This window comes from Pantoea sp. SORGH_AS_0659, from assembly GCF_031453915.1.
Taxonomy (GTDB): Bacteria; Pseudomonadota; Gammaproteobacteria; order Enterobacterales; family Enterobacteriaceae; genus Pantoea; species Pantoea leporis.
In genome coordinates, this window is sequence record NZ_JAVJAK010000001.1 from 902,808 (window position 1) to 916,860 (window position 14,053).

The 14,053-nt window shown below is 54.5% G+C and carries 9 protein-coding genes; 6 read left to right on the forward strand and 3 right to left on the reverse strand.

The genetic code is table 11. The features are described 5' to 3' along the window. Positions 1-9: 9 nt before the first annotated feature. The 3 genes from Q3H59_RS04330 to galR form a co-directional block, all read right to left on the reverse strand. On the reverse strand, positions 10-705 hold the full coding sequence (locus Q3H59_RS04330; protein ID WP_309833449.1) for a nucleotidyltransferase domain-containing protein: 696 nt from the start codon (positions 703-705) through the stop codon (positions 10-12). Beyond that, entirely contained in the window at positions 705-1,850 is a 1,146-nt protein-coding gene (locus Q3H59_RS04335; RefSeq protein WP_309833451.1) for a pentapeptide repeat-containing protein, read from the reverse strand. Before Q3H59_RS04335 ends, Q3H59_RS04330 begins: the two co-directional genes overlap by 1 nt. 108 nt (positions 1,851-1,958) lie before the next feature. Further along, a complete protein-coding gene (gene galR / locus Q3H59_RS04340) occupies positions 1,959-2,960 on the reverse strand; it encodes an HTH-type transcriptional regulator GalR (protein WP_309833453.1) in 1,002 nt (333 codons plus the stop codon). Positions 2,961-3,156: 196 nt separating this feature from the next. On the opposite strand from galR, the gene Q3H59_RS04345 reads away from it, so the two are divergent. The 6 genes from Q3H59_RS04345 to Q3H59_RS04370 all read left to right on the forward strand — a co-directional run bounded on the left by Q3H59_RS04345 (position 3,157) and on the right by Q3H59_RS04370 (position 13,990). Next, a complete protein-coding gene (locus Q3H59_RS04345; RefSeq protein WP_101761977.1) occupies positions 3,157-5,418 on the forward strand; it encodes a molybdopterin-dependent oxidoreductase in 2,262 nt (753 codons plus the stop codon). 272 nt (positions 5,419-5,690) lie between these two features. Then, complete coding sequence (locus Q3H59_RS04350) at positions 5,691-7,421, forward strand: penicillin-binding transpeptidase domain-containing protein (protein WP_101761978.1); 1,731 nt, start codon at positions 5,691-5,693, stop codon at positions 7,419-7,421. Positions 7,422-7,826: 405 nt separating this feature from the next. After that, positions 7,827-8,015 carry a hypothetical protein gene (locus Q3H59_RS04355; protein WP_061719884.1) on the forward strand — a complete coding sequence of 63 codons (189 nt, stop codon included), beginning with the start codon at positions 7,827-7,829 and terminating at the stop codon, positions 8,013-8,015. Positions 8,016-8,319: 304 nt separating this feature from the next. Further along, positions 8,320-9,456 (forward strand): efflux RND transporter periplasmic adaptor subunit, encoded by a 1,137-nt coding sequence (locus Q3H59_RS04360; protein WP_192412034.1) that lies wholly within the window; start codon positions 8,320-8,322, stop codon positions 9,454-9,456. Positions 9,457-9,465: 9 nt separating this feature from the next. Further along, complete coding sequence (locus tag Q3H59_RS04365; RefSeq protein WP_309833458.1) at positions 9,466-12,603, forward strand: efflux RND transporter permease subunit; 3,138 nt, start codon at positions 9,466-9,468, stop codon at positions 12,601-12,603. Next, positions 12,590-13,990: an efflux transporter outer membrane subunit gene (locus Q3H59_RS04370; protein WP_309833460.1), complete on the forward strand. Its 1,401-nt coding sequence runs from the start codon at positions 12,590-12,592 to the stop codon at positions 13,988-13,990. The genes Q3H59_RS04365 and Q3H59_RS04370 overlap by 14 nt, the downstream gene beginning before the upstream one ends. The last annotated feature ends 63 nt before the right edge of the window (positions 13,991-14,053 follow it).

Here is a 14,053-nt window from a genome sequence, read left to right on the forward strand (position 1 = left end):
CAAAATTTTTTAAATGTAATGGACTTTAAGATCGTGGAATAAATTATCAAGTGTATTGCAAACCACTCCACTTGAGTAAAATGTTCTTTTGGATAATCTGGTTTCATCATCATAATTATTAAAGCATTCCAGAAAAGTTGCCAATAGACTTATTACTTTTTTGTTTTTTTTTGCGTGGGATTTTGCATCAATCAAGCAGTAGAATTCATCAGCTGAAATTTTATTTTTATCGACCAGTTCCATTGCGAATTTTGATATTGCAGACTTGGAAAAAACTGGCAACTTATTTTCAGCCGATAGAGAGATCAAAAAAGTTCTGATGCACCAACTAATTCTTCTATTGGCGAATTTCCAGTCTTTGATTTCATGTTTTCTCTCAAATATTTTTTTTGCTAAAAAGTAACTTGTATAAATATCTACAGAATAGCTCTCTTTATAAGTGAAATGTCTTTTTAAATCATTAAATGCCTCACTATTATATATGCAAACCCCTTCTTCTTTAATGTGTAAGGCAAATAGATCTCCTTCAATCATCATCTGCTTTATTTTATCTTCAGAATATAACGATAAGTTAGTTGTTCCAATGCTAGTTACTCCATAATCGTATGAGTTGTCGATTCCGAGCAGATCAATATCTGAATGTAAGTCATGATCACCACGTGCGTGACTTCCAAACAATACTAAGCATTTTATATTCTTATCCATTACAACCTTGATGTACTAACTTTATTTATTAAAGTAGGTATGCTAATAGCATACCACCAGAGGCCCAATAACATATTTGAAAGAGCAATCAACTCTAAAGTTGTATCGCCATCATTAGTTACATGCTTAGTGTAACCAGCCAGAAAGGTAATGTCTAGACTAGCTACAAGAGACTCAATAAAGGGATTGTCGAACTTTGAAGTCGTGTCAATTTGTATGTGTTGATATATAAAAGAGTAGAACAGAACTATTGCTGCGCCAGAAAAAATACATCTTGACAAACTGCCACCCCATCCGTTTAAGCCACCACTAATAAATAGCATTGCTCTTTCGATAGGGAAAAAGAAACATCTAAAAATAAGTATTAGCGACAATATCAATGCTTTAAAGGCAAAGAAGTAGTTAGAGTCATGATTGATTTTTTTTGAGATACATAATTCGCTGCAGGATTTAAGGTTTAAGTATATGTTCTTGAAGGTTTTGGAAACTTTTTCACGAAATGAAGAAATAGCTAAAGCCTTCATTGAGTCATAGTATGTATCGTCATCACTTGTTGATGCATTAGATAAAAGAACATTCCTTGATAGTTTGGACGTGGAAACTCGAGATTTATATTTTTCTATATAATATTTTTTGTTGTTTGTTTTACAGTAATTTCTGGTGGCATAATTGTGAGTGTTGAATATTAGGTCTGTAGCTTTAATGTTCGTTTCTGAGAACTTAGTTAATGCGCCTGAGTGTGAGATATTGCGAAATGCATTTTTATCATCAAAATTACAGTTGTTAAAAGAAACAAGTGATAATGATGTGCTTTCAAACCTACAGTTGTTAAAGTTAGTATGTGTGAACTCAGTACCTCCAAAGTAACAATTAATGAATGAGCAATTTGTGAATGTAATTCTTTGATTTGAGTTTTTGCCTTTAAAATCACAGCATTCAAATTTTATATTATTCAAAAACAATCGCTTATTGGCAATAGAGCCTCGATTGAAGTTTATGTCAATGTCATGATTTTTATAACCAGTTATTCTTTTTTGATGTGTAATAATATCTACGAGTGTTTTTTTTGAAAATGCCTGCTCTGAAGCTGGCTTTTCTTTATAAACTACATCCCATATGTTTTTATAACGAGCTCTTTCACCCATGCTCATCTCCACTATATAAGCATAAATTCAATTGTAATATTTCAGTATGAAGGAGATTAAAATAATACTATGCCATTTGTAAATATAAAATGGCATCTACAGCTTAGATTAACCCGGCCCACTCACCGAATGCCGTCTTACCAGCGTGGGGCTAAACATATTGGTCACTTCCGGCATCTCGCTGCCATTGGCTAACGCCAGCGCCAACTGCGCCGCCTGTTGCGCCATCGTGACAATCGGATAACGCACCGTCGTCAAACGCGGACGCACATAGCGCGACACCAGCACATCATCGAAGCCAATCAGCGACATCTCTTCCGGCACGCGAATGCCGTTATCACTCAGCACCGCCAGCGCACCGGCCGCCATCGAATCGTTGTAGCAGGCCACCGCCGTAAACTGCTTGCCGCGTCCCATCAATTCGGTCATCGCCTGTTCGCCGCCCACTTCGTCCGGTTCGCCCCACGCCACCAAACGGTCATTACACGGCAAACCGTGCTCTTTCAGCGCGTCGTAATAGCCTTGTAGACGATCTTCGGCATCGGAAATGGTGTGAGTGGAGCAGATAAAGGCGATTTGCGTATGGCCTTGCTGAATCAGATGGCGCGTTGCCAGCCAAGCGCCGTAACGGTCATCCAGCGCGATGCAGCGATGTTCAAAGCCTTTCAGCTGGCGATTCAGTAGTACCATGCCCGGCACTTGCTTCATCAGCATCTCTAAATCGTCGTCGGGGATTTTCTTGGCGTGCACCACTAAGGCGGCGCAGCGATGACGCATCAGTTGCTCAATCGCCTGACGCTCTTTTTGCTCATTGTGGTAACCGTTACCAATCAGCAAAAAGTTGCCGGTCTGGCCCGCAACTTCATCCACCGCTTTGACCATCGCGCCAAAAAACGGATCGGAAACATCGCCCACCACTAAACCCAGGGTTTCGGTGGATTGCTGCGCCAGGGCGCGTGCGTTGGCGTTCGGGTGATACTGCAACTGCTCCATTGCCGCCGTAACGGCGAGGCGAGAACTCTCGCTGGCTTTGGGCGAATTATTGATGACGCGGGAGACGGTCGCAACCGACACCCCAGCCATTCGGGCAACATCCTTAATGGTAGCCATGCGATTATCGACATCCGGGAAAACGTTTACACATGCCACCAGTGTTACGGAAAACCCACCCTGTAGCAACCCGGCAGAATGCCAGCGCTGTCGCAAAAGCACGGAAAATCAGGCGCTCACAGCCGCGCTTTAGCTCGGTTACAGGCTCATGTTATGCTGCCAGACATAATCACACCTGCCTGCCGGACCAAAAACCATGAAAACTCGCGTGCCACACTTGGCGCACTGGGGCGCATTCACTGCCGTCACCGAAAACGATCGCCTGATTGGCTGTGAACCCTTCTTCGCCGATGCCGATCCCTCGCCGATGCTCAACACCATTCCTGAACTGGTCTATTCGGATAAGCGTATTCGCCAGCCGATGGTGCGCCGTTCATGGTTGAAGTCGCGTGAGAACAGCGATCGCACCTTGCGCGGTCGGGAAGATTTCGTGGCGGTGGATTGGGATACCGCGCTGGATTTAGTGGCGGAAGAGAATCGCCGCGTGCGCGATCGCTACGGCGCAGCGGGCATTTTCAACGGCTCTTACGGCTGGTCATCGGCGGGACGCGTCAACCACGCGCGCACGCTGATTCGTCGCTTCTATTTTCAGGGCGGCGGCGGCGTCGATCAGCAAGGTAACTACAGCTGGGGCGCGGCGCAGTTCTTCCTGCCGTACGTGATTGGCACCTACATGCCGCTCACCGGCCGCGTCACCGACTGGCCGGAAGTGGTGCAGCACGCCGACATCTTTATCGCCTTCGGCGGCCTGGCGCTGAAAAACGCGCAGGTGGCTTCCGGCGGCGCAGGGCAGCACAGCCTGAAACCGGCGCTGGAGCAGCTCAGTGCCAAAGGCACGCCAATTATTAACATCAGCCCAATGCGCGATGACTGCCCGGCGTTCGTCAATGCCGAGTGGATTCCTATTCGCCCGAACACCGACGTGGCGCTGATGCTGGCGCTGGGTTTTGAGATCACCAGGCGTAACGCGCTGGATGAAAGCTTCCTCGCCAGCCATTGCACCGGCTGGCCGCAGCTGCGCGGCTATCTGCTCGGTGAAAGCGATGGCATCGCCAAAACGCCTGAGTGGGCCAGCAGCATTACCGGCATTCCGGCGGCGCGCATTGCTTTGCTGGCGCAGCAGCTGATCGGCAAACGCAGCTTTATTACCTGCTCCTATTCGGTACAGCGCGCCCATCGCGGCGAGCAGCCGTACTGGATGATGATTGCGCTGTCGTCAATGCTCGGTCAGCCAGGCTTGCCGGGCGGCGGTTTCTCCTTTGGTCATGGCTCGATGAACAGCGTCGGCAATCCGCGTCAGGATGGCCCGGCACCCATGATGAGCACCGGCCCGAATCCGGGCAATTTGTCGATTCCAGTGGCGCGCATCAGCGACATGCTGCTCAATCCCGGCCAGCCGTACGCATTCCAGGGTGAAACCCAGCACTATCCGGATATCCATTTGGTGCACTGGGCGGGCGGCAATCCGTTCCATCATCATCAGCAGCTCAATCGTCTGGTGGAAGGCTGGCAGCGCCCGGATACCGTGATTGTGCAGGATATCGTCTGGACGCCGGCGGCGCAGATGGCGGATATCGTGTTGCCCGCGACCACCACGCTGGAGCGCAACGACATCGGCGGATCGTCGCGCGATCGCTTCGTGCTGGCAATGCATCAGGCGATCAAGCCGCAGCATCAGGCGCGCAATGATTTCGACATCTTCGCTGATATCGCCGATCGCCTCGGCTATCGTGATGTGTTCACCGAAGGGCGCAATGAGATGCAGTGGATTGAGCATCTGTATCAACAGTGCGCGGTAGCGCATGCGCGGCGTGATATTCCGTTCCCGGAGTTCGGGGAATTCTGGGAGCGCGGTTTTGTCGAGATTCCCGAAGGCGGCAAGCCGTTCGTGTTTATGGATGATTTCCGCGCTAACCCAGAAACGCATCCAATTCAAACCGCCAGCGGCAAGATTGAGCTGTTCTGCCAAACTATTGCCGATTATCAGCTGGAAGATTTCGCCGGACATCCCGAGTGGCGCGAGCCGCAAGAGTGGCTGGGCGCGCCGCTCAGTTCACAGTTCCCGCTGCATATGATCTCGATTCAGCCATCCGATCGTCTGCACAGCCAGATGGACGCCACCGCCACGGTGCAAGGCAACAAAACCGCCGGACATGAGACGCTATATATGCATCCGCAGGATGCGGCAACGCGTGATATTCAGGATGGCGATGAGATTGAGGTGAGCAATGCGCGCGGGCGCATGCTGGCCGGTGTGCGCCTGACCGACGGTGTAACGCCGGGCGTGGTGATCATCGCCACCGGCGCCTGGTTCGATCCTGGCTTTGGTCGCGCCTGGCAACCGTGGGATCGCGCCGGCAACCCGAATGTCCTGACATTGGATATCGGCACCTCGTCGTTAACGCAGGGTCCTAACGCCATGAGTTGCCTGGTGGAAATCAAAAAACATCTGATGTGAATGGGCAACGAATAATCTCATCGCTGGTTACATTTTGCCGGTAACTGTTGCGTTTAGGCGATGGTTTCCCAGCGTGCCACCTTGCTACAGTCAGGGTCCCAGAGGTATTGATGGGTGAACATCAAAAAGTTTTCTTGATTACACCGACCTGCGCAGATGCGCAGGTTTTTTTTGCTTAACGAATCGAAACACAGTTTTCCTGTCAACTCGCTTTACGTTTCTTTATAACTGCAAGCAATAAGCTTCAGATTCACTTACAGCAGCGGATTGCCATGCCTCAAATAAAAAAATTTCTGGGAAAAGACCAGATAAAAGCGCCCTTTAACCCGTTTCGTTTTCGCCTGATCTGCCTTGGCGTTTTCTGCTGTTTGGTGCTGTTGCTGATTTGCGTTGGTGACCTGCAGCTGATCAAGCATCCGATGCTGGAGCACGAAGCCGATCAGCGCTCGCTGCGTACCGTAACGTTGCCAACTAACCGTGGCACCTTGCTGGATCGTGACGGCCAGGCGTTAGCGCTGAGCGTTCCGGCACGTGACATCATCGCCGATCCAATGCGCGTGCTGGAGGCAAATCCCGATTTCACCAGCGCCAAATGGGCTTATCTGGCGGCCGCGCTCAATCAGCGTCCGGAAGATCTGCGCGCGGCCATCACCGCCAACCCGAAAAAACGCTTCCTCTATCTGGGCCGCAAAATCGAACTCGGCATCGCCAAAGATATCGCCGAGCTGAAACTCAAAGGTATCAGCTCGGTGTATAACGACAGCCGTTTCTATCCGATGAGTGAAGCAGCTGCGCCGCTGATTGGCATTGTAGGGGCCGACAGCAACGGCCTGAACGGCATCGAGAAGGGCTTCGACCATGTGCTGCAGGGCGATCCGGGCAAAGAAGTTTATCGTCAGGATGGTGAAGGCAACATCATTGCGATGATCGATTACCAGCCGCCACAGCAGCCGCCAACCGTGCAGCTCAGTATCGATAAGTTCGACCAATTCACGCTCTACAGCAAACTGCGCGACGGCGTGCTGCTTAACAAAGCGGATTCGGGTGCGGCGGTATTGGTGAAAATCGATACCGGCGAAATTCTGGCGATGGCCTCTTATCCGTCGTTCAACCCGAACAACTATGAAAATGCCACGCCGGCGCAGATGCGTAACTCGGCGATCAACGACAGTTACGAACCCGGCTCCACGGTGAAACCGCTGGTGGTGATGGAAGGGCTGGAACGCCATCTGGTGCGCGCCGATTCGGTGATCGATACCACGCCTTACAGCGTCAACGGCCACTTAATTCGCGACGTTGGTCACTGGCCGCGCCTCACCATGACCGGCATTTTGCAGAAATCGAGTGACATCGGCGTCTCGCACATTGCGCTGGCGATGCCCGCTGAAGCGCTGGTTAATACCTATCAGGCATTTGGCCTGGGTAAACCTACCGGGCTGGGATTGACCGGTGAAAGCGTGGGGTACTTCCCGCTGCACCGCGAGCGCTGGGCCGATATCGAACGCGCCACCTTTGCCTTTGGCTACGGCCTGCGCGTCACGCCGCTGCAGATTGCGCGTGAATACGCCACGCTTGGTTCGTACGGCGTTTATCGTCCATTGTCGATCACCAAAGTGACGCCGCCGGTGTTAGGCAAACAGGTGGCGAATCCGCAGGTGGTGCAAACCGTGGTGCATATGCTGGAGAGCGACGTACTGCCGGGCGGGACCGGGGTAAGAGCGGCGGTGCCGGGTTATCGTCTGGCGACCAAAACCGGTACCGCAGAGAAGATGGGCACCAGCGGCAAGTACGATGGCGGTTATATCAACTACACCGCCGGCATCGCGCCCGCCAGCCATCCTGAAGTGGCGCTGGTGGTAATGATCAACCATCCCACCGCGGGCGATCACTTTGGTGGCTCGGTGGCGGCACCGATCTTCGGCAACATCATGGGCCCGGTACTCAAGCACATGAACGTGGCACCCGATGCGATCTACAGTAAACCTTCTTCAGACAAATCTTAGTTAAATCAAAAGTGTAAGTGAGGTGTGGAGAATATTCACACCTCGTTTCACTTCCCCAAACACCGTTGCTTTTTGCACCTGTCTTTCACCGACTCAACGGTGCGAGTATGGAGATCCCAGAGGTATTGATGGGTGTGAAACAAGCTGCTTTGGCAGTACCCTGTTATTACACCGACCCACGCAGATGCGTGGGTTTTTTTTGCCTGTAATTTACGACCGTGCGAACTCGCTCACACCTCTTGTCTGAGTCTTAACACTTCCCCGGCAACATAAAAATATCGGGTTGTGTAACCTGTAGGTAACGCACCGCGATGTCGCATTCCATGGCGGTTCGCTAGCCCCTTACGGTGTTGGTAGCGCTTTAAGGGGCGATTTTTTATTGCGACTCGTTGAGGCCAACCCGCGATGCCAAAAACCAAAGACCGCACGCCAAAAGGCGAGGGCCGTTCTTCGGCGTTTCAGTTACGTATTCACCCGGAGCTGCACGAGCAGCTGCGCAGTGTGACCGACGACGACAACGTCACGCTGTCGTGCTGGTTAAAAGAGCTGGCGCGCCGCGAGCTGCGCCGCAGAGGCATCGAACCCAAAGGTTAAATCGGTGGTTATTGCGTGCACATAACCGTAGCGGCGCAATTCATTGCGCTCCGTTGACCTTTTTCCCGCTGTTATCTTGCGCAATAAATTGCGCCGCTACGAAATTTTCGATAATCGATTTCGGGGCTGAAAACCCGCAAAACGCTAAAAATCCCAACCCTTTATGGCACGAAAGGTTTACCATTTTCCTTTGGAAAATATATTTTACGCAACCTTAACAACCCCGCTTAACCCGCCTCCCTACAATGGCTTTTTGAGTCATTACCTTCGTGACTATTCCCTTCCTATCTTTTAGAGAACAACTATGCGCCTGAAACTTCTTTCTGCCAGCGTGGTGTTTTTACTGGCAGCCTGTGACCAGGGCGGAGCAAAGCCCGCCGCATCCGCCACCCCGCAAGTGGGCGTGGTCAACCTGAAAGCGCAACCCGTTACGCTTGTCAGCCAATTGCCAGGCCGCACCACGGCGGTGAGAACTGCGCAGGTGCGTCCGCAGGTGAGCGGCGTAATTGAAAAAATCCTGTTTACCGAGGGCGGTGAAGTAAAAGCCGGCCAGCCGCTGTATCAAATCGATCCTGCCACCTATAAAGCGGCCTACGACAAAGCCATGGCGACCTGGCAGAACGATGCGATGGTGGTGAAGCGCTATCAGCCGCTGGCCAACGCGCACGCCATCAGCCAGCAAACCTACGACGATGCGGTCGCCGCCGCGCGTGAAGCGCAGGCCGACGTGGAAACCGCCAAAGTGAATCTCGACTACACGCTGGTGAAAGCACCGATTTCCGGCCACATTAGCCGCTCGCTGTACACCGCCGGTGCGCTGGTCACCAACGGGCAAACCGATTATCTCGCCACCATCACTCAGCTTGATCCGATCTATGTCGATGTCAGCGAATCCTCCACCGATCTGCTGCGCCTGCGCCGCGCGCTGGCCGACGGCAAAATCGCCAAAGTGGCCGACAACACCGCCGCCGTGGGCTTGTCGCTGGAAGATAACAGCCAGTACGCCGAGCAGGGCAGGCTGGCGTTCTCGGAAGTGAACGTCGATACCGCCACCGGCACCGTGGTGCTACGCGCGGTGTTCCCGAACCCGAATAACGAACTGCTGCCGGGCATGTACGTGCATGCCAGCTTCCCGCAGGGCATTCAGCAGCAAGGCATTTTGCTGCCGCAAGAGTCGATCATGCATGACACCAAAGGTCAGCCATATGTCTTTGTGGTGAAAAGCGACAACACCATCGAGCAGCGTAGCATCCACACCGGCGAGATGATCAATGGAGAATGGCTGGTGACCTCGGGCCTGCAGCAAGGGGAAAACGTGGTGGTGAACAACCTGCAAAGCGTGCGCAGCGGGGTGAAAGTGACGACCAGCGCCGCCAACACCAACGACACGCCATCCGCCAATGCGGTGAGTCTTTCGATGACTGACGCAGCGGCGCAATAAGGGGGCGGCATGTCGAAGTTTTTTATAGAACGTCCAATCTTCGCCTGGGTTATCGCCATTATCGTGATGCTGGTCGGCGCGATTGCCGCCATCAGTTTGCCGGTCAATCAATATCCCAATATCTCCGCGCCAGCGGTCTCCATCTCGGTAACTTATCCGGGTGCCAGCGCCGAAACCACGCAAAACACCGTGGTGCAGGTCATTGAGCAGCAGCTGAACGGTCTGGATGGTTTGCGCTATCTGGAGTCGAGCAGCGCCTCGGACGGCAGCGCGCAGATCATCGCCACCTTTAATCAGGGCATCAATCCCGATATCGCCCAGGTTCAGGTGCAGGATCGCGTGTCGCTAGCGGAGTCGCAGCTGCCCACCGATGTCACCCAGCAAGGTATCCGCATCCGTAAGTACCAGAAAAACTTCATGATGGTGATCGGGCTGATCGCCAAAGACGGCAAGCTGACTAACGGCGATCTGGCCGACATGCTGGTGTCGAAACTGGAAGATCCGATCTCGCGTACGCCGGGCGTCGGCGACTTCATGGTGCTGGGATCCGAATACGCGATGCGCATCTGGCTCGATCCGGCCAAATTGTACAAATACAACCTGATGCCGAGCGATGTCACCACGGCGATTGATAACCAGAACGTGCAGGTGTCGTCCGGTTCACTCGGCGGTTTGCCGACCATTCAGGGCGCAAAAACCCAGGCGACGATCCTCGGCAAAACCCGTTTCACCACCGTGCAGCAGTTTGAGAATGTGCTGCTGAAGGTGAATAGCGACGGCTCGCAGGTGCGGCTGAAAGATGTGGCCAGCGTCGCGCTCGGGCCGCAAAGCTACGGCATCGATGCCACCATGAACGGCAAACCGGCCGCCGGTATCGCGTTGCGTCTGGCAACCGGTGCCAATGAACTGGATACCGCCAAGGCGGTGCGCCAAACCATCGCCGACCTGAAAGATTCGCTGCCGGATAACGTCGAGATTCAGTATCCGTACGACACCTCGCCGGTGGTCAGCGCCTCAATTGAAGAGGTGGTGAAAACGCTGATCGAAGCGGTGGTGCTGGTGTTCTTCGTGATGCTGATCTTCCTGCAAAACCTGCGCGCCACGCTGATCACCACGCTGGTGGTGCCGGTGGTGCTGCTGGGCACTTTTGGCATTCTTTCGGCGTTTGGTTACAGCATTAACACCCTCACCATGTTCGGCATGGTGCTGGCCATCGGGCTACTGGTGGATGACGCCATTGTGGTGGTGGAGAACGTTGAGCGCGTAATGCACGAAGAGCAACTCGACCCGAAAGCCGCCACCATTAAATCGATGCAGCAGATTCAGGGCGCGCTGTTTGGCATTGCGCTGGTGCTGTCGGCAGTGCTGCTGCCGATGGCGTTCTTCTCCGGATCGACCGGTGTGATTTACCGCCAGTTCTCGGTCACCATCGTCTCGGCGATGGCGCTGTCGGTGATCATGGCGCTGATCTTCACGCCTGCGCTGTGCGCCACCTTGCTGAAACCGGCAGCGGCGGAGCATAAAAGCACCGGATTCGCCGGTTGGTTTAACCGCAAGTTCGACAGCGGGGCGATGCACTACACCCACGGCGTCAGCAAAGTGATTTCCCGTCGCGGCCTGTTCCTGGTGATCTATCTGGTGATCGTCGGCGTGACGGGCTTTTTGTTCACCCGCGTACCAACCACCTTCCTGCCGGGTGAAGATCAGGGCTTGATGATGGTGCAGATCACGCTGCCGGTGAACTCGTCATCGCAGCGCACTCAGCAGGTGATCAACGATCTCAACGCCTATCTGCAACAGAACGAAGCGTCGGTGGTGACCACCACCTTTGGCGTGGCGGGCTTTAACTTTGCCGGTCGCGGCCAGAGCAACGCCATGGCTTTTGTGCGTCTGAAAGATTGGGGCGACCGCACGCACAGCGGGCAAAGCGTGCAGGACCTGGCGAACCGCGTGATGGCGCACTTCGCCAACTACCAGAACGCCAAAATCTTCGCCATGGTGCCGCCGGCAGTGATGGAGCTGGGCAACGCCACCGGTTTCGATCTCTATCTGCAGGATACCGGCGCGCACAGCCATCAGCAGATGATGGATGCCGCGCATCAGTTGATTACGTTGGCGAACAACGATCCACATCTGGCGCAGGTACGTCTTAACGGGCTGGAAGATGAGCCGCAGTATCAGCTGGAGATCAATGATGAGAAGGCCAGCGCGCTCGGCCTGAGCATGACCGACATCAACAACACTTTGTCGGTGGCGTGGGGCTCCAGCTACATCGATCAGTTCATGTATAACGGCCGCGTGAAAGAGGTCTATCTGATGGGTAAAGCGGACTCGCGCGCCACACCGTCGGATCTCGACAAATGGTACTTCCGCAACAGCAGCGGCACCATGGTGCCATTCTCCGCCTTCGCCTCGGGCAAATGGGTGTACGGCTCGCCGCACTTTGAACGCTTTAACGGCTTAACCGCTGAGGAGATCCTCGGATCGCCCGCGCCGGGCCAGAGTACCGGTGAAGCGATGAAGGCGGTGGAACAGCTGGCGAAGCAGCTGCCGCACGGTTTCCGCGTGCAGTGGTACGGTATTTCGTATGAGGAGCAGGCCTCCGGCAGCCAAACCACGCAGTTGTATCTGATCTCGATTCTGGTGGTGTTCCTGTGTCTGGCGGCGCTGTACGAGAGCTGGTCGATTCCGTTCTCGGTGATCATGGTGGTGCCGCTCGGCATCCTCGGCACCATTAGCGCGGTGCTGCTGCGCGGCCTGCAGAACGATGTTTTCTTCCAGGTTGGCCTGCTGACCACCGTGGGGCTGGCGGCGAAAAACGCCATCCTGATCGTGGAGTTCGCCAAAGAGCTGCATGAGCGCGAGGGCAAAACGCTGGTGGAAGCGGCGGTAGAAGCGGCGCGGCTGCGTATCCGTCCGATTATCATGACCTCAATGGCGTTTATTCTCGGCGTGCTGCCGCTGACCATATCCAACGGCGCGGGCGCAGGCAGCCAGCATTCGATTGGTACGGCGGTGGCGGGCGGTATGATCACCGCGACTTTCCTCGCCATCTTCTTTGTGCCGATGTTCTACGTGGTGGTTTCGCAGTTCTTTGCGCGTAAGAAACAAACATCCGCAGAGGTGGTTAAAAATGAACATGAATAACTTCCGTCTGGCGCTGTTGCCGCTCGCGCTGGCATTGGCCGGTTGTACGCTGGCACCGCACTATCAGCGCCCGGCGCTGCCGGTGGACGCTAAATACGATCAGGCGACGCCCGTCGGCAACGTCGCCGATTTGCCGTGGCAGAACTTCTTCACCGATGCCACGCTGCGCAACCTGATCCAGCTGTCGCTCGATAACAACCGCGACCTGCGCGTGGCGGCGCTGAACGTGCAAGAGGCGCAGCAGGGCGTCACGGTGCAGCGCGCTGCGCTGATGCCGTCGATCAACGCCACGGCCAGCCAGACTTCGGCGCATGAACCGGCCAATCTCTACAACACCAAAACCAGCGGCGCGGTGACCTATCACGAGCTGAACAGCGGCTTGAGCGTCACTTCGTGGGAGCTGGATTTCTTTGGTCGCCTGCAAAGCCTGAGCGATCAGGCGCAGGAAACCTATCTGTCGAGCGCCGCCACCGAACGCGCCACGCGCATTTCACTGATCGCGGAAGTGGCGACGGCGTGGCTGACGCTGAGCTCGGATAACGATCTGCTGCATCTGGCGCAACACACCGCGCAAAGCCAGCAGGAATCGTATCGCCTGACCAAGCTCAGCTACGACGGCGGTGCCAGCAGCGATCAGGATCTGGCGCAGGCCGAAAGCACGGTGCGGGCGGCGCAGGCGGACGTGGCGAGTTACACGCGGCAGGTGCGGCAGGATGTGGATGCGCTGCGCTTGCTGGTCGGCACCGATCTGCCCGCCACGCTGCTGTCACACGCCACGCTGGACGCCAACTGGCACTTCCCGGCCATGCCTGCTGGCTTACCGTCGGATCTGCTGACGCGTCGCCCGGATATCATGGCGGCGGAGCACACGCTGAAGGCGGCCAATGCCAATATCGGCGCGGCGCGTGCCGCCTTCTTCCCGAGCATCACGCTGACCGCGTCCGGCGGCTCCACCAGCAGCTCGCTTGGCAGCCTGCTGGGCGGCGGCACCGGCGCATGGTCATTCATGCCATCGATTAACCTGCCGATTTTTGACGGTGGTAAAAACCAGGCCAACCTGAATATCGCGCATATCGAGAAACGCATTGAGATTGCTGACTATGAGAAGGCGATCCAGACCGCGTTTAAAGAGGTGAACGATGCGCTGGCCGGTCAGGATACCTGGCAGGATCAGCTGACGGCGCTGCAACAGGAGGTTGGCGCCAATCAGCGCGACTACGATTACTCCACATTGCGCTTCAAGCAAGGCGTCGACAATTATCTCAATGTGTTAGTGGCCCAGCGATCGCTTTACAGTGCGCAGCAGTCGCTGATCAGTGCGCATCTCGGCCAATTGAGCCAGAAAATCACCCTGTACAAGGCGTTAGGCGGCGGCTGGAAATCTTAATCACCTTAACGAAACCCTTACGGTTCGCGTATGGAATTCGCGCGGGCATTCAACCGATAATGC